The organism is Pseudoalteromonas sp. SG43-5 (assembly GCF_014164345.1).
Classification (GTDB): domain Bacteria; phylum Pseudomonadota; class Gammaproteobacteria; order Enterobacterales; family Alteromonadaceae; genus Pseudoalteromonas; species Pseudoalteromonas distincta.
On the sequence record NZ_JACJFA010000005.1, the window covers coordinates 262,781 to 285,208 of the forward strand.

The window sequence follows — 22,428 nt, forward strand, 5'->3', positions numbered from 1 at the left end:
ACTAATTTTTAGTGCCCATATTTTTTGTTACCCCATCAATTGCAATCGTCTCAATACCTTCTTCGTTAAAGTTCATTACGATACTGGCGTTATTACGAGTGAAAAAATAGCTACGGCCATTTAGCTCAATAACATAGTCACCTTTTACCGGATCGCTAAACTGCTGCTTTTTTAAAGTGACTGTATGTTCGCCAATTTGCCATTCAAACTCCTCAATAAACCCGTTATTAAATTCTTGAACCCATACTTGGCTGTCATCTTTTGAAAGCGTGATGGCGACAGAGTAAGAGCTAGGAATTTGCTCCATATTGTAACTTTTAGATCCAATAGTGAATTTCTCAGCTTTTTGCTGCCATTCAAAACCAAATTTAAATTCTTTAACTACACCGGTAGGGTAAGTTACTGAGCCTTTACCTGGTAACGAAAAATCGGCAAAAGCATTGTAGCTAGGGACTAATAGGGCCAGTGCAGCGATAATTTTTAGTTTTGATTTCATTAGCTATCTTTTTTATTGTAATAATGATTTAAGATTAAAGTAGAATATTCGTCTTCGCAAGGGGCTATGCTACACTCGAATAAATTTAACTGGTAAGACCTTTATTGTGAACTTATATATTCGACTTTTATTATTATTTTTCAAAATTAAACGCAATAAGCAATATCAAAATCTACTTGATACAGTAGATATTGATTACAAAGCTTTGCCGACTGATTGTGATATTAATCTACATTTAACGAACTCACGCTATCTTGCGATGATGGATTTATCTCGCACGTGGATGACGGAGCGTGTTGGCTTACTAAAGCAAATAATGAAGCGTCGTTGGTTTCCGATTGTTAACGCAACTGCTATTACTTATATCCGCGATATTAAACCTATGCAGCGATATACAATAAGTACTAAGTTAGTTGGCTGGGATCATAAATACTTTTATATTGAGCAAAAGTTTCACTCAGAGCGAGGCTTACATGCTATTGCTTATGTACGCGGTGTATTTAAAAGTAAAAAGGGTATTATAAGTATTGAAGAAATGCTTGAAGTTGCTGGTTTTGATGGGCAAACACCTATATTGCCAAGTGAAGTAATGCACTGGAAAGAAATGTTAGAGCAGAAAAAGTTAAGTAACCTGCCAAATCGCTAATACCCTACAAATGAGAAAAAAGGCCTTTCGGCCTTTTAACACACATTGTAATTGGGTAACTATGTACTACTTCATATATGCTTTAAAAGCTGTACCTAACACCAAACATAGCCACAACAGGGTCAAGCTCAACAGTTGATGTAAGCGATTTTGCACCATTAGCATAAACAGTGGCATCGGTATCAATATCCATAATTGATACCATAGCGTGTAAACCCCAGTTTTTATCAATTTTATAGTTAGCACCTACCTGAGCCATAAAGCCAAACGAATCATCTAACTTTACTTCTACATCGTCTGTTCCTAGTGTTGCTTTAAGTGCTTGAGAGGGTTGCTCATCAAAAAATGTAGTGTAGTTTATGCCTACGCCTATAAAAGGTCTTAGCGCATAGCTTGTATCTAAAAAGTGGTATTGTGCAACCAATGACGGTGGAAGTTGTTTTATATCTGCAATTTTGTTGCCTGCTAAGCCGCCTGCGCCATTTACATCGTGTGAAAACGGTGTTGCTGCTATCAGCTCTAACACCCATTGATCGTTAAATGCATAATCTACGGTGATACCTAGTTGAGTATCTGAATCACCTTTAAGGCCTAGCGTAGGTGCTTCATTAATCGCTGAGCTATTGTTATCAGGGTTTACGTTAATAGCACCAACATTTACGCTAAAGTTCGCGTGTGCAGCTGGAGAGAGTGCTAATAAAGAGGTTAATAACGCGATGCTAATTTGAGTTTTCATGTTGTTCTCCAAGAACTACTGTTTAATTAGCGCTATTATTACCGAGCAATAAATATGAAAACCTGTTCTAGATCAAAGTTTAAAAAGCATTTGAAGCTTATAAAATGTTTTATTGATTTAGATTAATTTTAGTGTCGTTATGCTTTTGTAAAGATTGACATATTTATTTAATTAACAGTCACATGAATATAAGGCAGGCACTGCTTTGCCATAATCTCGTGTTTCACCAAGGGTCTTAATAAGCAAGAAAATATGTTTTTAGCAGGGTTCAAAAATAATTTAAACACCCGACACTTAAAAAGTATTGGAAGACTTAAACGCGATTGAGTCGGTATTTATAATTAAATATAAACCGAGTATTTTATAAAGCATAAAATACTCGGTGCACTGACTTTAGTTATCAATAGTTATTCTAAATAACGTTTAGCTTTGTTTTCTTTGACACTTTTAAGATCGACTAATACCAATCCATCAATACAATTATTAAAATCGGGATCAATGCTAAAGCTTAAAAATTGTACACCGCCAGGGTTGCAAAGCTCAGTATATTGTTTAAATAAAGTAGGGACTTGAGCGCCCATATTAGCTAACACATGTTTTAACTCTACAAAATCTTCTTTAACATCGTTTCCATTAAAAAGAATATTGCATTGAGTTAGCTGTTGCTCAGTTAATTTAAGCTCATTATTAGGCGTAGCTAGTTCTATACTGCTTTTATAATAATGTTGGTAGTAATAAACGAGCATGGCTTTGGCTTGCTCAGGTAGAGCGTTGGACACGCTTACAGCCCCAAATAAATATCTATACTGTGGGTAGTTTTTTATAAAAGCACCAATACCGTACCATAAATAGTCAAGACTCTTACGTCCCCAATACTTAGGTTGTACAAAACTTCGACCAAGCTCAATACCTTGGTGCAGATAGGGCGTCATAGCGTCGGTGTAAGAAAATAAGCTATCGGTATATAAACCTTCACGTCCATGTTTTTGTATTATCTGTTGTGCGCAGGCTAATCGATAAGCACCTACTAGCTCTAGTTGCATAGGGTCCCACAGTACAAGGTGTTGGTAATCCATATCATATTTATCTATATCACGACGCTTACCACTTCCTTCACCTACTGCTCTAAATGCAATTTCTCTGAGGCGTCCTAGCTCTCTAAAAATAGGTGAACTACCTACATATTGATATAAATGAATGTGCATGCCATCGTGTGTTTTACCCAGAAGCTGACATTGCTCAATTGCTCTTTTTAGTTCTTTTCTACACTCGGGCACAGCAATAGGTGTTTGTGTTTTTAGCGGCAGTGTTTTTTTAGTTGTAAGCCTATAAAGCTGCTTACGGATGAGGTTTACAATTTCTTTATCTTTAAGGTTTTCTATCAAGTAGGACTCAGGAGGGATAGAAGCACCAATTTCAAACTCTAAAGATTTTTTGCGCTGCTTAAACATTTCTGTCACTAATAATAAACTTGCCAAAGGTTTATAAATCATTGATGTACCATAAAAAAGTGGACTATTTTTGGCTTTAATAAAAATAGGTAAAATGGGGCAGTTGGCTTTTTTTGCCATACGTAAAAAACCGCTATTCCATTTGCAATCCTTAATGCCGGTTGGTCCTAGGCGCGACACTTCCCCTGCAGGAAATATAAGTAAGGCACCTCCACCTTTTAAATGGTTTTGTATATTACTAAGCTCTTGCTTTTTACTCATACCAGATAAGTTATCAACAGGGAGTAAAAGAGAATGCATTGCGCTGACCGACATTAACATGCGGTTTGCGACTACTTTTAAATCTTGCCTTACTGTAGAGAGTACTTTGATAAGTGCTAAAGCATCTAATGAACCAATAGGGTGGTTAGCAACAATAACAAGTTTACCCTCGTTAGGAATATGTTCTATCTGCTTAGGTTTATAGCGCGTATCAAAATTGAGTTCATCAAGTACTTGCTCAACAAATTCTAATCCTTGTAGGTGAGGGTACGTATTACCAAAGGTGATAAACTCTTGTTCATGCAATAAGTAACCTAAGCCCTTTTTTACTAAACCTTTTACTTTTGGAGAGTTCTCTAGTTGTGGTAAGTTTGCTGCAATTACTTTATCAACACTTATCATATTAACCTTATATCCCGTTTGGTCTATTCGCTATACATGTAAGATTAAAAAAAGGGTGTGACAGTTACTTTGCAGTAGTGTGACTTTTTAAAGTACTAAATTATAAACTGTGAATTGCTAGGAGAATTTATGTCGGTATTGGTGGCTATAACGGGGCGCAACAACGAAAAGCTAATAACGAAGTTACAAGAGCGATTACCAAATACATTGATAGAGCAATGGCCTGATTGCAAAAACGCAAATAATGTGGATTTTGTACTTGCGTGGAATGCTCCTGAGTCTCTGTGGCCGCAGCTGCCTAACTTAAAAGCTGTGTCGTCATTTGGTGCAGGCGTAGACAGTATCGATTTAACATTATTACCTGAACATGTCGAAGTAGTACGTATTGTTGACATGCAACTTGCTGAAGATATGGCGGAATATGTACTTACACATGTCTTAGCTCAAAAATTACGCTTAAAAGAGTATTACACTAAACAAACACAGCAAACATGGAAGCCAAAACGAGCTTTTAGTAATAAACATGTTGGTATACTTGGATTTGGCGAATTAGGTAAAGCATGTGCGCAAAAACTTGTGACTAATGGTTTTAAAGTAAGTGCTTGGGCGCAAAGTAATAAAAACACGACTAATGTCGAGGTTTATTATGGCGATGAAGGACTTAGCGATATGCTTTGTAAGATTGATTATCTCGTGTGCTTATTACCTCTTACGCAGGCAACGAAGGGTATTATTAATCACTCAATGCTCGCTAAGCTACCTTCACATGCTGTTGTTATTAATGTAGCACGTGGTGCTCATGTGGTTGAGCAAGATTTATTAAATGCATTAAATAACGATAGCTTACGCGCTGCTACCTTGGATGTTTTTGACCAAGAACCTTTAACGCAGAATCACCCTTACTGGGGAAACCCCAAAATAACACTTACACCACATTGTGCAGCGCTATCTGATTTAAATAGCGTTATAGACCAAATAGCCGATAATATTGAACGTTTGAATATGGGCTTAGCACTCAATAATTCAGTGGATAGAACTAAAGGTTATTAGCTGATAGCTAATTAGTTTAAAAAACAGCTTGTTAACATTTGTAATTTTCATTAGTGTAAAAGATATTCTCACTAATAAAAATATAAAGAGGGTGTTATGAAATCCAGTCAAAGTGGGGCTAAATTAAGCCTCGTTGTTATTTCAATTATCGTGCTAGGTGTTTCAGCTTGGTTTAATCAGGCTAACGCTGAAGATAGTCCATCTAAAACACAAACCCAAAGTGAATTAACAATAGCAGATTAACCTAGCTTATTAGGTATTTTCAGTTTTCGTCTTTCTTCTCGTTTCTCTCAACAGTACATGCTCAGCACCATTATTGCAGTGGTGCTTTAGTGGCGCTTAATACTGTCCTGATCTAACGTGTTTCTAATATTTTAAAAATTCGCAACAAAAAAGCCCAGCAATGCTGGGCTATTAAATATTCTAAGGAGAAGTTGTTAACTTTGGGTTACATTAAATTGCCCAAATGTATAAACTTTAAACAGGTAAAAAGTGTTGATCAACACTAAACTCATATTTGAAATAACGCTCGACGACATAAGATCTAGGCTAAATGATAAGAATAATAAACCACATGCACTAATGGCGGCAACGCGCAGCAGTGTTATCTGGTTAATAAAGAATGCACCTAAACCTAGTGCAAGTAGTGTAGTATTTAAAAGCCAATCTAGCTCATTTAGCATGGTCGTTTCAATAGTTCAGTTGTTGAAAAAAGGAGCGCCATTATGTTGATCTTTTGCACACCTTTCAACCAAGTAATTTTAAATTTTCAGATTAGTTTTTTTAATGCTAAAAGTAACTGCCAATTGCCGAAAACAAACCATTGTCAGCAATTACTTGATACTTTTGACAGCTCTGTGGTTTTTGTAAATCACTGCATAAATAAAGGGATTCACGGCTAGAATCATAGTTGGGGTGCAAGTTGGAATCAATTAAAGTAGCTCCGTAACCTAAAAGTCCAGGCCAGTAAACACTCTCACTTACCATCCCTAATTTTTTATAGGTGAGCAAGGTTGGTTTTGGAAAAGCTAAAATTATTACAATAACAATGGCCAGAGATATAAATAGCCCCTTTTTTGACTTTGTTTTTTGGCTAGTGCCATTGTTTATGTTTGTTTTTTCCTCTGCGGGTATAGAGCGCTGAGTAGGGCGTTGCGGCTTTCTTTTTTGCGCTGTTTTTTTTCTTGTTGGTGCTTTACCTAGCAACGACTGTTTATTTGGGGTTTTAGACATAAAGCAAATCTGGCCTTTTTTCCGTAGGTCTCTATAATTAAATGAGCAAATTTATATACTAAGCTAATTATTATGATAACTTAAAGTTAGCTTATAGCCTACGAGGAATAAAGATGAATACGCAGCTATCAATTTTAATTGTAGATGACGTTAGCACAGTGCGTAGTTTTTTGAGCCAAACGCTCATGCACTTAGGGATAGATAACGTAAAGGAAGCATCTACTGCCTCACAATGTATTAGTGAGTGCCAGGCTGCAAATTATAATATCATTTTTTTAGACATAGAACTGCCGGACGGCGATGGCAAAGATTTGATTGCACAAATCAATGAATTAAGCCCTGAGACAAATGTAGTAATGGTATCTGCACATTCAGGTATTGAAAATGTTAAGGATGCAATTGATAAAGGCGCTAAAGGATTTGTAGTGAAGCCGTTTACACCTAAAAAAATAGCGGCAATGCTTAAGAAGTTTTATCCAGACTTGGAAAATGTATGACACCAATCTGTTTAAATATTTATGTCGACTGTTATTAAAGTATGAGATTAAATCTTAGATAAAAAAAAACCGGCAAAAGCCGGTTTTTTATATTCTATCAAAAACAAATTATAGAGCTTTAATCTTAGCTGCTATACGGCTCTTATGACGAGCTGCTTTGTTTTTGTGAATTAGACCCTTAGTTGCGTAACGGTCTAGGATAGGTGTAGCAACAGAAAAAGCTTGCTGTGCAGCTTCTTTATCGCCCGCTTCAATAGCAACAATTACTTTTTTGAAGTAAGTGCGCATCATTGAACGACGGCTTGCGTTGTGCTGACGGTTTTTTTCGCTTGTGATAGCGCGTTTTTTTGCAGACTTGATGTTAGCCAAGGTTTGCTCCTAACAATCTTAAAATAAAGCTTAAATTAAAGGCCGTGGAATATGCCTGTTTCTATCATGGATGTCAATTTAAATTTAACAATCCAAGAAAAACTGCACCATATAACGAGCATCAATTTGCCGCTTTAGCAGTTAATATAGACATTGTAACAAAGCACAGACCCCCAGCCTAGTGCTTTAAAGCGATTTATAAAAAAGACTGTGGCATAATCGCCTATCTTGAGGATTTTTGAGTAGGTTTAAGGTGTCAAAAGGTTTATTTCGCTCTGGTATGATTGTTAGTTGTATGACTATGATATCGCGTATTTTAGGGCTCGTTCGAGATGCTGTCGTTGCCAATTTATTAGGCGCAAGTGCAGCGGCTGATGTTTTTTTATTTGCTAACCGTATTCCTAATTTTTTACGCCGTTTATTTGCAGAAGGTGCCTTCGCACAAGCATTCGTACCTGTGCTAAGTGAAATTAAAGAACAGCAAGGCGACGACAAGGTCAGACTTTTTGTTGCACAAGCAGCAGGCACATTAGGGACCATTTTACTAATTGTCACTATTATAGGTGTTGTTGCTTCTCCTGTTATTGCAGCATTATTTGGTACCGGTTGGTTTATAGATTGGTGGCAAGGCGGACCTAATGCCGAAAAATTTGAACTTGCAAGTTCACTACTTAAACTTACATTCCCTTATTTATTTTTTGTAAGCTTAGTTGCACTTAGTGGTGCGGTAATGAATGTGTATAACCGTTTCGCTGTTGCTGCATTTACACCAGTTTTGCTTAATGTTTCTATTATTACGTGTGCAATTTTTTTACATGATAAATTTTCGGTAGGTGCTTATTCACTTGCCATAGGTGTATTTGTCGGTGGTGTAGTGCAGCTACTATTTCAACTACCGTTCTTGTTTCGCGCTAAAATGTTGGCGCGTCCGCGCTGGGCATGGCAAGACGAAAACGTAAAAAAAGTACGAAAACTTATGCTACCGGCTTTGTTTGGTGTCTCTATTAGTCAGATTAATCTGTTACTAGATACCATGATTGCTTCATTACTGATGACAGGCTCGATTGCATGGCTTTATTATTCAGACCGCTTAATTGAATTTCCGCTGGGATTATTTGGTATTGGTATTGCGACAGTTATTTTACCGGCGCTTTCTAAACTACATAGCAGTAAAAAAAGTAGCGACTTTCAGCATACTCTCGATTGGGGAGTTCGTTTTGTTATATTTTTAGGCCTGCCAGCAATGATAGGTTTGATGATCATCAGCCCACTTATTATTACCGTGTTGTTCGACCACGGTGCATTTAAAGAAGACAGTATTGATCATGTCAAAGCTGTAAGCTTAGGCGTAGTCGCATATTCGGTCGGACTTGTAAGCTTTATGCTAATAAAAGTACTCGCTCCTGGCTTTTATGCTCGTCAAGATACAAAAACACCGGTGCGTATTGGTATTATTACCTTAGTACTTAATATGGTGTTTAACATTATGCTGGCTCCTTTCATTGGTTATTTAGGGTTGGCACTTGCTACTTCGTTATCGGCTAGCTGCAATGCATTTTTATTATACAGACAGCTTAAAAAAGAAAATGTATACCAGTTCTCATCAATGAGTATGCGTTTTACACTTAAATGTGTTGTTGCAAGTATTGTTATGGGAGCTGTCACATGGTTTGTGAGCAGTTACTATTATTGGGCTACATGGGCCTTTACACAGCAAGTAATATTATTAGTAGCGCTAGTGGCTTTGGCTGGTATTAGCTACTTTGCAATGCTATTTGTGATGGGCGTTAGACTAAATACGATAAAAAGTGTAGCAATTACTGAATCAAACTAAAAAAAAGATTATAATCGGCAACTCTGCGGCTTTAATCATTTTTTAGCCGTAATTAATAGCTCGCTAAACAAGGCATTAGGTGGCATGGAGTTAATTAGAGGTATACACAATATTCGCCCACACCATTTTGGTTGTGTGTTAACTATTGGTAATTTTGACGGCGTTCATTTAGGCCACGCAGAAGTATTAAAAGGTTTACTTAGCGATGCTAAAGCGCATAGTTTGCCTAGCACTGTAATGCTGTTTGAACCCCAGCCACAAGAGTTTTTTGCTAAAAACAATGCCCCTGCACGGTTAACGCGCTTACGAGATAAGTTACGTTTATTGAGTGATTTAGGTATTGAGCGAGTTATTTGCATTAGCTTTAATCAGCAATTTGCAAACATGCATGCTGAGCAATTCGTTAATGAGATTTTGATTAAAAAGTTAGGTGTTAAAGCACTTACTGTTGGTGATGATTTTAAGTTTGGAAAGCAACGCCAAGGTAACTTTCACTTACTTGCTAGCATGGGTAAGCAAGCGGGCATGGATGTAAAAAGCACCGCGAGCTTTCGTCAATTAAATGCTAGAGTAAGCAGCACTTTAATACGAGATGCTTTAGCATCCGGTGACTTAGCGAGTGCTAAAATAATGCTTGGTCACGATTATGCTATTTCTGGGCGTGTTATACATGGCTGGAAAAGAGGACGTGAACTCGGTTTTAGAACGGCAAATATAGCCCTAAAACGCCAAGTGTGTCCTGTCAACGGAGTGTTTGCAGTGCAAGCAACGATTGCAGGAAAACAGATTTTTGGAGTTGCAAATGTAGGTAATAAGCCGACATTTAATGGAACTCGTGCATTATTAGAAGTTCACCTTTTTGATTTTGCACAGGATATTTACGGACAATTTATGCATGTGGAGTTAATAGAAAAACTTCGCGATGAGAAAAAATTCGAGACATTAACACAATTAACGGCGCAAATAGCAACTGATGTTGCTGCCGCTAAGCAGTGTTTTGGTTTAAATCAGGTAGCCGATAGAGACGGAATGTAGGATAAATGAGCGACTATAAACATACTTTGAACTTACCGGAAACACCGTTTCCAATGCGTGGCAATTTGGCACAACGTGAACCAAAAATGCTTAAAGCATGGTATGAGGACGACCTTTATGGTCAAATTCGCAGCGCTAAGAAAGGTAAAAAAACCTTTATTTTGCATGACGGCCCTCCGTATGCAAATGGCGATATCCATTTAGGCCACTCAGTTAATAAAATATTAAAAGATATTATTGTTAAGTCTAAAACATTATCTGACTTTGATTCACCATTAGTTCCAGGTTGGGATTGTCATGGTTTACCAATCGAGTTAATGGTTGAGAAAAAAGTAGGCAAGCCGGGTGTAAAAGTTACTGCGAGTGAGTTTCGTGAAAAATGCCGTGCATACGCTAAAAAACAAGTTGAAGGTCAAAAAGTTGATTTTAAACGTTTAGGCGTATTTGCAGATTGGGATAAGCCATATTTAACAATGAACTTTGACTTTGAAGCGAATGCAATTCGTGTGCTTGGTCGAATTATTGAAAAAGGTCATTTGCATAAAGGCGCCAAGCCTGTGCATTGGTGTACAGACTGTGGCTCTGCATTAGCAGAAGCAGAAGTTGAATACCAAGATAAGCAGTCTCCAGCAATCGATGTGCGTTTTACATTTGTTGATCAAGATGCTGTTGTTAGTGCATTTGATCTGGCTGATGGTCATAAAGGTGAAGGCAGTGTTGGTACTGTTATTTGGACAACAACACCGTGGACGCTTCCTGCAAACCGCGCTGTGGCTGTGCATGCCGATTTAGAGTATGCGTTAGTACAGGTTGAAGATGAAGGCGTACAACAACGTCTAATTTTAGGTTCTGAGCTTGTTAAAGATGCTATGGACCGTTTTGGTTTTAATCACTTTCACGTACTAGGGTATGTAAAAGGTGCAGCGCTTGAAAACTTGCAAGTAGCCCATCCTTTTTATGATTTTAATGTACCAGTGATTGTTGCAGAACACGTAACTACTGATTCAGGTACTGGTGTTGTACATACCGCCCCAGGCCATGGTCAAGAAGATTTCGTGGCAGGCTTAAATTACAACCTTGAAGTGGCTAACCCTGTTGGTGCAAATGGTGTTTATTTACCAGATACCGAACTTTTTGCAGGTCAGCACGTATTTAAGGCGAATGCGAGCGTAATTGAAGTGTTAAAAGAGCGTGGTGCGCTTATGCATCACCATGCGCTTACGCATAGTTACCCACATTGTTGGCGCCACAAAACACCAATCATTTTCCGTGCTACACCGCAGTGGTTTGTAAGTATGGATCAGGCTAACTTACGTCAAGATTCTCTTGCTGAGATTAAAAACACGCAGTGGTTACCAGAGTGGGGCGAAAGCCGTATTTCTAACATGGTTGAAAGCCGCCCAGATTGGTGTATTTCTCGCCAGCGTACTTGGGGCGTTCCTATTGCATTGTTCGTTGATAAAGACACCGGTGCACTTCACCCAAATACACAAGAGTTAATTGCTCAAGCAGCAGAGCTTGTTGAAAAGTCTGGTATACAAGCATGGTACGATTTAGAACCAGCTACTTTACTTGGTGAAGAAGACGCCAAGCAATACATGAAAGTGCAAGATACGCTAGATGTATGGTTTGACTCAGGTGTGTCACACGCTTGTGTAGTAGATGCACGTGAAGACTTGGTTGGTCCAGCTGACTTATACCTTGAAGGTTCTGATCAGCACCGTGGTTGGTTTATGTCATCAATGATGACATCAGTTGCTATTAATGGTCATGCACCATATAAGCAAGTGCTTACGCATGGTTTTACCGTTGATGAAAACGGCCGTAAAATGTCTAAGTCACTAGGTAATGTTATCTCTCCGCAAAATGTGATGAATAAACTAGGTGCTGACATTTTACGCTTATGGGTTGCTTCTACCGATTACACGGCAGAAATGACTGTGTCGGATGAAATATTTAAACGCTCAGCCGATCGTTACCGCCGTATTCGTAACACCAGCCGTTACTTGCTTGCTAACCTAAATGGTTTTAACCCAGAAACAGATCAAGTAGCTGTTGATGATATGGTTGAGCTTGATAAGTGGATTGTTGGCCGCGCAGCTCAGTTGCAAGACGAGATTTTAGCCGCATACGACAGCTACCAAATGCTATTAGTAACGCAAAAGCTAATGAACTTCTGTACGGGTGAGCTTGGCTCGTTCTATTTAGATGTTATTAAAGATCGTCAATATACAGCTAAGAGTGATAGCCATGCACGTCGTTCTTGTCAAACTGCGCTTTATCATATCGCAGAAGCAATGACGCGTTGGATGGCACCTATTATGAGCTTTACCGCACAAGAAATTTGGGAAGCGTTACCGGGTGAGCGTAGTGACTACGTATTTACATCAGTTTGGTACGATGGCTTACAAGCACCAACAAATAGCCAATTTAGTAACGATGATTGGTTAGAGATTTTAACTGTACGTGACGAAGTAAATCGCTTATTAGAAGCTGCACGTAAAGAAGAAGTCATTGGTGCAACACTTCAAGCAACGGTGAATTTATTTACGGGTAAAGAGCTTGCCGCTAAATTAAACGCGCTTGGTGATGAACTGCGTTTTGTATTGTTAACATCAGCCGTGAATGTTACTGAAGTTGATAGCCAGCCTGTAGATACACAAGCTACCGAGATTGAAGGTTTGTTCATTAGCGTTGCTGCAACAGATGCTGCTAAATGTGAGCGTTGTTGGCATTACAGCGAAGATGTAGGCGTTGAGCCTGCTCATCCTGAAATTTGTGGTCGTTGTGTAAGTAATGTTGACGGCGAAGGTGAAAAGCGTCAATTCGCTTAGGAGTTATTCTTAGTGAGCAAACTAGCCCAAAAAAGTGGTTTAGTGTGGCTTTGGTTGAGTCTATTACTTTTAGTAATAGACTTTGCCAGTAAAACACTTGTTGTAGGGACTATGGCTTATCAAGAGTCTATAAACTTACTCCCTGTTTTTAGTATTACTTATGTACATAACTATGGTGCTGCATATAGCTTTTTAAGTGAAGCGGGTGGTTGGCAGCGCTGGTTTTTAAGTGCAATTGCCGTTGCTATTAGTGCTTTGCTTGTATGGTGGCTAAAACGCTTACCTGCTACAAATAAAGTACTATGCGGTGCTTATGCATTGGTACTTGCTGGCGCTATTGGTAATTTATACGATCGTATTGCGTATGGTTATGTAATCGACTTTATTCACGTTTTTTATAAAGACTCACATTTTCCTGTATTCAATATTGCCGATTGCGCTATTTGTATTGGCGCAGCATTATTGTTATTTGACGCCTTCACCGGCGAGAGTCCAAAGGAGCATAAAGCATGAGCCAAGCTGTAATTGGTGAAAACTCGCAAGTTATTTTCCATTTTTCTATTAAATTAGAAGATGGCTCTGCCGCTGATTCTACCAAGGTACACAACAAACCTGCTAAATTAACAATGGGTGATGGCAGCTTAACGGCAAACTTCGAAAAGTGTTTATTAGGTTTAACTGCAGGCGAAAGTAAAACGTTTGAATTAGAACCTGAAGATGCTTTTGGTCAACCAAACCCAGATAATATTTACTACGTTGACCGTAGTAAGTTTGGTCCAGAAACACCAGCTAAGGTAGGTGCAATTATTGCGTTTACTCAACCTGATGGCACTGAGCTTCCTGGTTTAGTTCGCGAAGTGCAAGGTGAGTCGGTAACGATTGATTTTAATCACCCTTTATCTGGCCAGCGTTTAACGTTTGAAGTTGATATTATTGAGGTGGAAGGTTAATGGAAATATTACTAGCTAATCCTCGCGGCTTTTGCGCTGGTGTTGACCGTGCTATTAGTATTGTTGAGCGCGCTTTAGATATTTTTGAAAAGCCAATTTATGTTCGCCACGAAGTAGTACATAACCGCTATGTGGTTGATGGACTAAAAAGTCGTGGTGCGGTATTTGTTGAAGAGCTTGATCAAGTACCTGACGACAGTATTGTTATTTTTAGCGCACATGGCGTATCGCAAGCGGTTCGCAGCGAGGCTAAACGTCGTGATTTAAAAGTATTTGATGCAACGTGTCCGCTTGTAACTAAAGTGCATATGGAAGTTACACGTGCGAGTCGCAAAGGTATTGAGTGTATTTTAATTGGACACCATGGTCACCCTGAAGTAGAGGGAACAATGGGACAATATGATAACTCAGACGGTGGTATTTATCTTGTTGAAACCGTTGATGATGTTGTTGCGCTTAATGTAAAAAATGCTGAAAATCTTTTTTATTGCAGCCAAACAACACTCTCAGTTGATGACACAGCAGATGTTATCGACGCACTACGCAATAAGTTTCCATCAATTGACGGACCTCGTAAAGATGATATTTGCTATGCAACGCAAAATCGTCAGGATGCTGTTCGTGACTTAGCTGACAAAGTTGATGTGCTATTAGTTGTTGGCGCTAAAAACAGTTCTAACTCTAATCGTTTACGTGAACTTGCAGATAAAATGGGCACTGTTGCTTATTTAATTGATGACGCAACTGATGTGCAAGAGCAGTGGGTTTCAGGTTCTAAATCAGTGGGTGTAACTGCGGGTGCATCTGCGCCAGAAGTACTTGTACAACAAGTTATAAGCCGATTAAAAGATCTTGGTGGTACGCAGGTTGTTGAAAACCCAGGCGAAGAAGAGAATATCGTATTTGCTGTTCCTGTAGAGCTACGTTAATTTAAAATTTAGATTATAGGAGAGTCGTTATGAGCAAGTCACTAAAAAATGATGGTTTGCTTTTTTCGGCTCTTTTTAATGAGCGAGGCGTACTAGCTTCGCTTATTGTTTCTCAAGTTATTGCTATTGTTTTAGCCTTTGCACCCAATGTAGAAGGAGATATTTGGCTTCGACTTGGGATCATTAGTTTGTTTATGCATTTAATTGTTTTAGTCGGTACCTCTTCTTTATATTTTTGTAGATTTTTCTTACAAACGCGCACTCAAACTTTTCAATTAAGTTTGTTTTTTATCTTTTTGTTATTATCTACATGCATTTTTAGTATTTTATTTTCCCATTTTGCTTTTGATATAGATGATACAGATAACTTAATTTATTTCACACTTCGCAATTGCATTATAGTGGCTTTGCTGGCGGCTTTATTCGTCCAATTTTTATTAATTCATTTTGAGAAAGAGCAGCAAACTAAAGCGCTTTCTCGAGCTGAGCTTGATGCCTTGCAAGCTAGAATACGTCCTCATTTTTTATATAATAGTTTAAACACCGCTGCAGAGCTTACTCATCATGATGCCGATGCGGCAGAGCAGGCTATTTTAGCATTAGCCGCCTTATCGCAGGCAGCAATGCACTCAGGAAAAAATGTATCTCTTGACGATGAAATAACGCTGAGTAAGCAATATATAGCACTTGAAACATGGCGTTTCGGTAATCGCTTAAGCGTTGATTGGCAAATACCTAATGAACTACCTGCATTGAGCATTCCTTGTTTAACCCTGCAGCCATTAATTGAAAATGCAGTATGCCACGGTGTTGAAACAAGTGAGCATGGTGCAGAAATAAAAGTAGAGCTACATATTACTACCGGCTATATAACCATGATTGTTTCTAACCCAATAACAATTTCTAATGCTCAAACTAGGCCTAATAACGGCATGGCGCTTGAAAATATTCGCCAGCGATTAAATATTTATTATAAAAATAAAGCGCAGCTAACAATTACTAATAAAAATGATGTGTTTAGGGTCAAGGTCGTGATCCCTAAGCTTATTGAGGGTAGTGTATGAACGTACTCATTGTTGATGATGAACCTCTTGCGAGATCGCGCTTAATTCGTTTGTTGGCACATGATAAAAGTATAGTTGTACAAGGCGAGGCTAGTAATGGTAATGAAGCTCTGGTACTTGCTAAAAAGCAAACGCCGGATTTGATTTTTTTAGATGTTGATATGCCCGGTATGAATGGTTTGCAAGTTGCTAATGAGCTCAATAGTTTAACTCTACCTCCTGCTATTGTTTTTATAACTGCTCACTCTGAGCATGCCTTCGATGCTTTACAATTAAGCGCTGCAGGCTATTTAGTTAAACCTATTTCAGAGCAATCATTGCAAAAGGTGCTTAAGCAAGTCGGGCGCTTAAATAAAGTACATATTCAAAAACAACAAAATGTAAAAATCTCTTATCAGCTAGCTGGTACTCTACGCAGTGTTGATATAAATGATGTTTTGTATTTTAGTGCCGAAGAAAAGTATACCAAAATGATATTCTGTGGTGGAGAAGCTTTACTTGAACAAAGTCTAAAACAATTAGAGTTACAATTTCCTACACATATTTTGCGAATTCATCGCAATACATTGGTTAATAAACAAAAAGTAATTGCTTTGCATTCAAAAGCGAATGGCAATCATATGATTGAGCTACAAGGGTGCAGTGAGTTATTGCCAGTGAGCCGCCGTGAGCTTAAATTAGTAAAAAATTCGCTTTAGGCTTACCTTGCAATTAACCTCCCCTTGATTTAAATACATTTGAGTCTTAATTATCAACGGTGTTATTGAATAAACAGGTTTAATTAACCGTTTATCAACAAATATAACCGCTTGTCTTAGTCCTCATTGATTCCTCAAATAAATAACATAAACTTACAATCAGATAATTTTTATTTGGTTCTACTATGCAGTCATCTCAAACAAAAGTGCAAAGAGGCTTCACTCTAATTGAAGTGTTAATTGCATTTATTATTCTTAGTTTTGGCCTTTTAGGCGCAGTTGCCCTGCAAGCAAAAGCAAAGCAAGCAAGCTTTGATTCTATGCAGCGTGCTGCTGCAGTTGCTCTGGGAAATGACATTATTCAACGTATTCGTGCTAATGACACACCTCAGTTAGTAGCACATTATAAGAAAGACTTTACGAGTAAAACTCCCATAAGCTCATCAACAACATGCTTTGGTGGCTCATGCAGTGCTGAGCAAATTGCTTTACTTGATCTTGAACAGTGGAAACGTGCAATACAGGCCAGAAATAATACTGGCTCGTTAGATGATGCAAGTGTGTGTATAAACCCGGTTGCCGTGGCAGATACTGGAGGCAAAGGGTTTAACATTGAAGTAATTATATCATGGCAAGGGCGACAAGAGTTTAAAGCAAATACAGTTACAGGAAAAGTAACTTGTGGTGATGAAGCTAACAATAAACGCCGTTTAGTGGTTTTAACCAGTTATATATATGTGAGGAGTTAGCATGAAGCAAAAAGGGTTTACTCTTGTAGAGGTTATGATTTCGCTATTTATTGGTGGTTTGATTTTAGGTGGTGTCATGTTCACTTTTATTAGTATGAAAGTCACCACAAAAGACACTATGAGCATAGGTGAACTCCAAGAGTCTGGCCGCTTAGCCATTAATATTATGCAGCGCGATATAGAGCAAGTGGGTTTTTGGGGAACTTATTACGATGATTCATTTACTGCAGCAAACACAACGGTTACCGCGACGGGGGTAGCAGGTGATTGCTTAGAGGGAGCTAATAATGGCAGCTTTCCAGATTTAATCAGTAGTAGTAATTTTCGCACTATTTATGCAAAAACTACTAAGATCAAAGATAACCTGAATTGCATAAACGATGGCATTATTCCTGCTGATGATAAAGAGACCGATATTCTTCAACTAAAGTTTTTACAAGGTGACCCTCAATATGATGCTGTTGCTGGTACTAATACTACTAGCGATAAAATAAATTATTTTATCGCAGAACAAGAACAAGCACGCTTTGTAACTGGCAAATATACCCCGACAAATATCAATGCAACTATTTGGCCATATAGCCATCATGTTTATTATATTAAAGAAGAAGAATATGTAGTAAATAATAAAAAAATAAAAGTTCCCGCATTAAGACGAAAACGATTAGTAAATGGAAAAATGACCTCTGAAACGATAATGGAAGGGGTCGAAAATATGAGTTTTTTATTTGGATTGGACACTAATAGCGACAGTCGAGTTGATACTTATAAAAGTGCCAGCACAATTACTGCCGCTGAATGGGAAAACCGCAAAGGTATGTTAACGGTGCAAGTTTTTCTATTAATCCGTGCACTTCAACCAGACCCAGGAATAAAACTTAAAAACCAAAAATATTTTTTAGGTGAGGGAGCTGGAAAGCGAGAATTAAATTTTGATGATAACTATAGAAGAACAGTTTTTACAACAACTATTCGTTTAAGTAATGTTGGGGGTAATCTATGGAGAATCTAAAGTTGTTACCAAGTAAGCAACAAGGTGTGGTGCTTTTAACCGCATTAATTATGGTGATAGCAGTTACCGGCATTGCAGTTACTCTTATGAGCAGTAGTACAATTGATATTAAAATTACTAATGCAGCGCAAGAACGAGAGGTTGCAGAAAATCAATTGATTGGCGAAGTGCAAAGAGTTATTGCGTCAGAAGCTAAAAAAGGGGCTGATAGTGACTTTTTTCTTACTCCAGATGAGACCACTACAGATTCGGGCAAGCTTGATAGTGATGGTAATAAAATAATGATACCAGAGAAAGACATTACAGAGCCTGGACACGAAATGAAAAGCATAATGACGAATTTAAATCGCGGTTCGCTAGAACTTAATTGCCCTCGTAGTTATAGTTTTACAGCGGGTGTTTCATGCAACATGATTCAAGTATCTACTACTATAGAATATGGCTCTAAAAGCAAGCACCAGTTAACTATTGTAACAGGTATAGCTCAAGAGATGGCCAGTACGGGGAAGGGGATTTAAGATGAAATTTAAACTTTATATAGCACTCGTTTTATTATTTACATCAGCAATTAATATGCATGCATACGCTGAGGATATTGAGCTTTACGTAAATAAAGATGCTAATTCAGATGAAAAACCGCGAGTACTATTAATTTTTGATACCTCCGGGAGCATGGCTTTTTCTTCAAGTACAGGGGACGACTGTGGGCAAGAGTATCGTAATGGCCCATATATTCTTTGTCCTGATAGTAGACTTGAAGCAGCTCAAGGGGCTATGGATAAACTGGTAACAGACAATGCAGGTTCAATCGATTTTGGCTTAATGCGCTTTAATGGTACCGAAGGAGGTTATGTTTTAAATGGCATCGGTAGTTCGCCCGATTCCATAAAAGCATCTATTAATGATCTTCCTGCAAGTGGGGGGACTCCATTAGCTGAAACATTGTGGGAGGCTTATTTATATATTACAGGAAAAGAGTTGGACTATGCTTTTGATGTGAGTAGAAACAAAAGAGACACAGGTATCGAATCTGCAATTATTACTCAAGAACAAGTTCAAAGATGCGAAGATGTTGTTTACTACAACTGGAAGGGTAAAAAAAAGACTAAGAAAGTATGTAACTATGTTTTAGAAGATGTCGTTTCTAGTTACTCTTATATATCACCTTTTGCTGATAGTGTGGCTGAAGCAAAGCGGTGTGATAATTCCGTCAATATTATCTATATGACTGATGGTGATCCGTCTCCTAGCAGTGATAATGGGAGCGATTATGACATTAGCGTTGAGCATAATAAGTATTTTGGTCGCTATTTAACTGACGATGATTATGTATACAGTAACCGTTTGCATCTATTAGCTAAAATAATTCATGGAACAGGCGACACTATTGTTGATTTGTATCCATCTACCCCTGATATTAATGAAACAGGGCGTCTATATACGATTGGCTTTGGCTCTGGTATGACTGCAGATGGTCAAAACTTATTAAAACAAGCCTCAACATTAGGCGGCGGTAAAAATTTACCTGCAACTACACCAGAAAAGCTTTCTGAAGCTTTAAATAATGCCGTAGCGGAGATTAGACAGGAAAATAGTACTTTTACAGCCCCTTCTGTTGCAAGTAATAATGTAGATCAAACGCGTAGTCGAGACGCCATATACTTAGGTATGTTTTATCCTGAAAAGCATACTAGATGGCGTGGTAATCTAAAAAAACTGAAATTATCAGGTAACAAAGTTATTGATTCCAAAGATATAGAAGCGTTTGATAGTGATGGCCTTATAAAAACGAGTGCGCATACATTTTGGAGTCCTGATGGAACTTCCGATGGTAGCTCTGTAAAAGAGGGTGGAGTCAATGCTGCATTAATAAGTAGTGACAAAGCTCGTAATATACTTACAAACGCAAATACTAATGCATTAATAGATTTTAATCTTGATAAGATTGAAGATGCCTATGGCAATAAGCAAAAAGCAGCGGTTGCTTTTGATGTTGATAAATCTGACTTAAAAAATATTATTAACTGGGCTCGCGGGTATGATAATAAACAAAATAGCGAATCTGACGCTTTACGCGATGATATATTTGGTGACCCACTGCACTCAAAACCAGTTGCGATAGACTATGGTAATGATGATATTCGTATTCTAATTGGTACTAATGCTGGCTTTTTACATATGTTTAAAGATGATGACACTAACAATAAAGTTAGTGAAAGCTGGGCGTTTATTCCATCTGAACTATACAAAATTATTGAACCTCTTCGTGATGAACATAGTACTAAAGAATACGGCATAGATGGACCTATTAATGTTTATTTCAACAATAAGAGCCTTAATGGTGAAGGTTTAAATGATGGAACTATTAACGCAACTAAAGGTGACCAAGTCTGGGCTGCTGTAGGTATGCGCAGAGGTGGTCGTAATTATTATGGTTTGGATATTACAAAGCCAGACTCTCCAAGTTTAATGTGGACTATTAAAGGCGGTGAAGTGGATTTTGAAAATCTTGGGCAAACGTGGTCTAAACCCCAAGTTGCTTATATAAAATCAAAAGGGAATACACCCCTTTTAATATTTGGGGCTGGTTATGATACCAATAAAGATTCGAATGATCCCGATAAAGCTAATATAAAAACTGAGGACGAAGTTGGCCGCGGCATTTATATCGTTAATGCAAAAACAGGTAAAAAAGTTTGGGCTTTAACACCTAGTGAAAACGCCTTTAAAGGAAAATATAGTATTGCTGGCGATGTAACGTTATTGGATTCTAATTATGATGGCTATACAGACCGGATATATGCGGCAGATACTGGTGGAGGTATTTGGCGTATTGATATATCAGATGAAGGCAAATTTAGTCATTTTCAGTTAGCCGATCTTGGTAATGATGCAGATAGACGCTTTTTTTACAAGCCCGTGGTGGCGAGAACTATGTTTAGTAAAGTAACTATAACCGATGATGGTGTAGTCACTCGATTAGATACACCTTATGATGCAATTGTGATTGGTAGTGGAAATCGTTCTAACCCTAATGGAGGAGGCACTGCTGACGAATTATTTATGATTAGAGATGAAAATACGGTTACTAAATTATTCGAATCTGCGCCTAAAGCTATAACGCATAGTATGTTAATGGAGATGAATGATGATGAATTTGGCAGCGCTTTAAATAGTGTAACTGAGTTTGTAAAATTAGAAGATGAACTTGCGAATGATTTTGTTGGGTGGCGTTATAAACTCGCTGCTGGTGAAAAGTCGTTAGCTGCGGCAACCGTTGTTGGTGGTGTTGCTTATTTTACATCTTTTACTCCTACATTGGATTCATCAATTAAAAATCAATGTTCATTAAGTGGAGGAGGGGGTTCTCTTTACGCATTTCATTTGCACTACGGTACTAAAGTTTATGACGATCTGAAATTTGCTACAAGTACAGAGGTGCCAGATACGCCCCAACTTTATTTTGGTTCTTCATGTGCAGATAGTGATGATAACGGAAAATGCGATGATGATCCTGATGAGGAAGTAAAAAGTCAGTTTTATTTAATTGGCCCGGGCATCAAAGGTGAAAATGCAGAAAACCCTCTGCAACCACTTGAAATAACAGGGCCAGGATTAAAAGCTATTAACGGTAAAATACAACTTGTTAATGACAAAGCATTAGGGTTTGGTTTTAAAACTCAGCAAACTTATATATATAAGCGTGAAGAGAATGATGAAAATATACAGAATGAAGACGATTAAGGAGGCTTAAATGATAAAAAAACAACGTGGTTTTACCTTAATTGAGCTGATGATAGCCGTTGCTATTGTCGGCATTTTAGCTGCAATAGCGCTTCCTAACTATACTGAATATGTAAAGCGTGCTTCGCGCGCTGAAGCGGCTGCAGCATTGTTAGATGCTGCAAACAAGGAGGAGCAGTATTTTGTGGATAATAGGGAATATACAGAGACATTTACTGATTTAGGATTGCAAGACAAAACCGAGAATAAACATTTTGAATTAACGATTAAAGTGACCGATAAAAATGCTTTTACAATCACTGCTAAACCCGTGGCAGGGCCGGTAAAAGGAGATGGTGATTGCACCGAGCTATCTATAAATGATATAGGTACTAAAGGCGCGCAAGGGGCAAAAACAAACGAAGGAAAGGATGTTGACTACTGTTGGGGAAGATAACT

The 22,428-nt window shown here is 38.1% G+C and carries 23 protein-coding genes; 17 read left to right on the plus strand and 6 right to left on the minus strand.

Features of this window, described 5'->3' with window-relative positions:
• Position 1: 1 nt before the first annotated feature.
• A complete protein-coding gene (locus tag H5161_RS07965) occupies positions 2-496 on the minus strand; it encodes a hypothetical protein (RefSeq protein ID WP_024596632.1) in 495 nt (164 codons plus the stop codon).
• Positions 497-602: 106 nt separating this feature from the next.
• On the opposite strand from H5161_RS07965, the gene H5161_RS07970 reads away from it, so the two are divergent.
• Positions 603-1,142 (plus strand): thioesterase family protein, encoded by a 540-nt coding sequence (locus H5161_RS07970; RefSeq protein WP_024596631.1) that lies wholly within the window; start codon positions 603-605, stop codon positions 1,140-1,142.
• Between the two features lie 82 nt (positions 1,143-1,224).
• Here the strand turns inward: H5161_RS07970 and H5161_RS07975 are convergent, their stop codons facing one another.
• Together H5161_RS07975 and H5161_RS07980 are read right to left on the minus strand one after the other, a co-directional pair.
• Positions 1,225-1,878 (minus strand): OmpW family protein, encoded by a 654-nt coding sequence (locus H5161_RS07975; protein ID WP_182720532.1) that lies wholly within the window; start codon positions 1,876-1,878, stop codon positions 1,225-1,227.
• Positions 1,879-2,285: 407 nt separating this feature from the next.
• Positions 2,286-3,992 carry a lysophospholipid acyltransferase family protein gene (locus tag H5161_RS07980; RefSeq protein WP_002958219.1) on the minus strand — a complete coding sequence of 569 codons (1,707 nt, stop codon included), beginning with the start codon at positions 3,990-3,992 and terminating at the stop codon, positions 2,286-2,288.
• A 129-nt stretch (positions 3,993-4,121) separates the two neighbouring features.
• Here H5161_RS07980 and H5161_RS07985 point away from each other — a divergent pair, with 129 nt between their 5' ends.
• Positions 4,122-5,042, plus strand: a complete 921-nt coding sequence (locus H5161_RS07985) for a glyoxylate/hydroxypyruvate reductase A (protein ID WP_182696008.1) — start codon at positions 4,122-4,124, stop codon at positions 5,040-5,042.
• Between the two features lie 96 nt (positions 5,043-5,138).
• Positions 5,139-5,285, plus strand: coding sequence for a hypothetical protein (locus H5161_RS07990; protein WP_002958221.1), 147 nt, complete (start codon positions 5,139-5,141; stop codon positions 5,283-5,285).
• 194 nt (positions 5,286-5,479) lie between these two features.
• Here H5161_RS07990 and H5161_RS07995 read toward each other — a convergent pair whose 3' ends face one another.
• Positions 5,480-5,725 carry a hypothetical protein gene (locus H5161_RS07995; RefSeq protein WP_002958222.1) on the minus strand — a complete coding sequence of 82 codons (246 nt, stop codon included), beginning with the start codon at positions 5,723-5,725 and terminating at the stop codon, positions 5,480-5,482.
• A gap of 106 nt (positions 5,726-5,831) precedes the next feature.
• Positions 5,832-6,275: a hypothetical protein gene (locus H5161_RS08000; protein ID WP_024603734.1), complete on the minus strand. Its 444-nt coding sequence runs from the start codon at positions 6,273-6,275 to the stop codon at positions 5,832-5,834.
• Between the two features lie 113 nt (positions 6,276-6,388).
• On the opposite strand from H5161_RS08000, the gene H5161_RS08005 reads away from it, so the two are divergent.
• Positions 6,389-6,772 carry a response regulator gene (locus tag H5161_RS08005; protein ID WP_002958224.1) on the plus strand — a complete coding sequence of 128 codons (384 nt, stop codon included), beginning with the start codon at positions 6,389-6,391 and terminating at the stop codon, positions 6,770-6,772.
• 108 nt (positions 6,773-6,880) lie between these two features.
• On the opposite strand, the gene rpsT is transcribed toward H5161_RS08005, so the two are convergent.
• Positions 6,881-7,141 (minus strand): 30S ribosomal protein S20, encoded by a 261-nt coding sequence (gene rpsT, locus H5161_RS08010; protein ID WP_002958225.1) that lies wholly within the window; start codon positions 7,139-7,141, stop codon positions 6,881-6,883.
• Positions 7,142-7,436: 295 nt separating this feature from the next.
• Between rpsT and murJ the strand changes: the two genes are divergently transcribed.
• From murJ to H5161_RS08075, 13 genes are all read left to right on the plus strand, one after another.
• Positions 7,437-8,975 (plus strand): murein biosynthesis integral membrane protein MurJ, encoded by a 1,539-nt coding sequence (murJ, locus tag H5161_RS08015; RefSeq protein ID WP_404936163.1) that lies wholly within the window; start codon positions 7,437-7,439, stop codon positions 8,973-8,975.
• Between the two features lie 84 nt (positions 8,976-9,059).
• Positions 9,060-10,010, plus strand: a complete 951-nt coding sequence (gene ribF / locus H5161_RS08020) for a bifunctional riboflavin kinase/FAD synthetase (protein WP_024596625.1) — start codon at positions 9,060-9,062, stop codon at positions 10,008-10,010.
• Positions 10,011-10,015: 5 nt separating this feature from the next.
• A complete protein-coding gene (ileS, locus tag H5161_RS08025) occupies positions 10,016-12,844 on the plus strand; it encodes an isoleucine--tRNA ligase (RefSeq protein WP_182769057.1) in 2,829 nt (942 codons plus the stop codon).
• 12 nt (positions 12,845-12,856) lie between these two features.
• Positions 12,857-13,357: a signal peptidase II gene (gene lspA / locus H5161_RS08030; protein ID WP_002958230.1), complete on the plus strand. Its 501-nt coding sequence runs from the start codon at positions 12,857-12,859 to the stop codon at positions 13,355-13,357.
• Positions 13,354-13,794 carry an FKBP-type peptidyl-prolyl cis-trans isomerase gene (fkpB, locus tag H5161_RS08035; protein ID WP_002958231.1) on the plus strand — a complete coding sequence of 147 codons (441 nt, stop codon included), beginning with the start codon at positions 13,354-13,356 and terminating at the stop codon, positions 13,792-13,794. The genes lspA and fkpB overlap by 4 nt, the downstream gene beginning before the upstream one ends.
• A complete protein-coding gene (gene ispH, locus H5161_RS08040) occupies positions 13,794-14,723 on the plus strand; it encodes a 4-hydroxy-3-methylbut-2-enyl diphosphate reductase (RefSeq protein ID WP_002958232.1) in 930 nt (309 codons plus the stop codon). Before fkpB ends, ispH begins: the two co-directional genes overlap by 1 nt.
• A gap of 29 nt (positions 14,724-14,752) precedes the next feature.
• Positions 14,753-15,787, plus strand: coding sequence for a sensor histidine kinase (locus tag H5161_RS08045; RefSeq protein WP_182769058.1), 1,035 nt, complete (start codon positions 14,753-14,755; stop codon positions 15,785-15,787).
• Complete coding sequence (locus H5161_RS08050) at positions 15,784-16,485, plus strand: LytTR family DNA-binding domain-containing protein (RefSeq protein WP_182769059.1); 702 nt, start codon at positions 15,784-15,786, stop codon at positions 16,483-16,485. Before H5161_RS08045 ends, H5161_RS08050 begins: the two co-directional genes overlap by 4 nt.
• A gap of 185 nt (positions 16,486-16,670) precedes the next feature.
• Positions 16,671-17,234, plus strand: coding sequence for a type IV pilus modification protein PilV (pilV, locus tag H5161_RS08055; protein ID WP_182769060.1), 564 nt, complete (start codon positions 16,671-16,673; stop codon positions 17,232-17,234).
• A gap of 1 nt (position 17,235) precedes the next feature.
• Entirely contained in the window at positions 17,236-18,246 is a 1,011-nt protein-coding gene (locus tag H5161_RS08060; RefSeq protein ID WP_182769061.1) for a PilW family protein, read from the plus strand.
• Positions 18,234-18,764, plus strand: coding sequence for a pilus assembly protein PilX (locus H5161_RS08065; RefSeq protein ID WP_182769062.1), 531 nt, complete (start codon positions 18,234-18,236; stop codon positions 18,762-18,764). The genes H5161_RS08060 and H5161_RS08065 overlap by 13 nt, the downstream gene beginning before the upstream one ends.
• A 1-nt stretch (position 18,765) precedes the next feature.
• A complete protein-coding gene (locus H5161_RS08070) occupies positions 18,766-21,990 on the plus strand; it encodes a PilC/PilY family type IV pilus protein (RefSeq protein WP_182769063.1) in 3,225 nt (1,074 codons plus the stop codon).
• A 10-nt stretch (positions 21,991-22,000) separates the two neighbouring features.
• The gene (locus H5161_RS08075; protein ID WP_220493489.1) at positions 22,001-22,426 is read left to right on the plus strand and encodes a type IV pilin protein; all 426 of its coding nucleotides are present in this window, start codon (positions 22,001-22,003) and stop codon (positions 22,424-22,426) included.
• Positions 22,427-22,428 lie beyond the last annotated feature (2 nt).

Excerpts from the sequence above, each read along its gene's own strand:
- H5161_RS08045 (WP_182769058.1), top strand. The coding sequence starts at position 14,753 with ATGAGCAAGTCACTAAAAAATGATGGTTTGCTTTTTTCGGCTCTTTTT.
- H5161_RS08070 (WP_182769063.1), top strand. The coding sequence starts at position 18,766 with ATGAAATTTAAACTTTATATAGCACTCGTTTTATTATTTACATCAGCA.
- H5161_RS07975 (WP_182720532.1), bottom strand. The coding sequence starts at position 1,878 with ATGAAAACTCAAATTAGCATCGCGTTATTAACCTCTTTATTAGCACTC.
- H5161_RS08075 (WP_220493489.1), top strand. The coding sequence starts at position 22,001 with ATGATAAAAAAACAACGTGGTTTTACCTTAATTGAGCTGATGATAGCC.
- H5161_RS08005 (WP_002958224.1), top strand. The coding sequence starts at position 6,389 with ATGAATACGCAGCTATCAATTTTAATTGTAGATGACGTTAGCACAGTG.
- H5161_RS08060 (WP_182769061.1), top strand. The coding sequence starts at position 17,236 with ATGAAGCAAAAAGGGTTTACTCTTGTAGAGGTTATGATTTCGCTATTT.
- murJ (WP_404936163.1), top strand. The coding sequence starts at position 7,437 with ATGACTATGATATCGCGTATTTTAGGGCTCGTTCGAGATGCTGTCGTT.
- H5161_RS07965 (WP_024596632.1), bottom strand. The coding sequence starts at position 496 with ATGAAATCAAAACTAAAAATTATCGCTGCACTGGCCCTATTAGTCCCT.
- fkpB (WP_002958231.1), top strand. The coding sequence starts at position 13,354 with ATGAGCCAAGCTGTAATTGGTGAAAACTCGCAAGTTATTTTCCATTTT.
- H5161_RS08050 (WP_182769059.1), top strand. The coding sequence starts at position 15,784 with ATGAACGTACTCATTGTTGATGATGAACCTCTTGCGAGATCGCGCTTA.
- ileS (WP_182769057.1), top strand. The coding sequence starts at position 10,016 with ATGAGCGACTATAAACATACTTTGAACTTACCGGAAACACCGTTTCCA.
- ispH (WP_002958232.1), top strand. The coding sequence starts at position 13,794 with ATGGAAATATTACTAGCTAATCCTCGCGGCTTTTGCGCTGGTGTTGAC.
- ribF (WP_024596625.1), top strand. The coding sequence starts at position 9,060 with ATGGAGTTAATTAGAGGTATACACAATATTCGCCCACACCATTTTGGT.
- H5161_RS08000 (WP_024603734.1), bottom strand. The coding sequence starts at position 6,275 with ATGTCTAAAACCCCAAATAAACAGTCGTTGCTAGGTAAAGCACCAACA.
- H5161_RS07995 (WP_002958222.1), bottom strand. The coding sequence starts at position 5,725 with ATGCTAAATGAGCTAGATTGGCTTTTAAATACTACACTACTTGCACTA.
- H5161_RS07990 (WP_002958221.1), top strand. The coding sequence starts at position 5,139 with ATGAAATCCAGTCAAAGTGGGGCTAAATTAAGCCTCGTTGTTATTTCA.
- H5161_RS07980 (WP_002958219.1), bottom strand. The coding sequence starts at position 3,992 with ATGATAAGTGTTGATAAAGTAATTGCAGCAAACTTACCACAACTAGAG.
- pilV (WP_182769060.1), top strand. The coding sequence starts at position 16,671 with ATGCAGTCATCTCAAACAAAAGTGCAAAGAGGCTTCACTCTAATTGAA.
- H5161_RS07985 (WP_182696008.1), top strand. The coding sequence starts at position 4,122 with ATGTCGGTATTGGTGGCTATAACGGGGCGCAACAACGAAAAGCTAATA.
- H5161_RS08065 (WP_182769062.1), top strand. The coding sequence starts at position 18,234 with ATGGAGAATCTAAAGTTGTTACCAAGTAAGCAACAAGGTGTGGTGCTT.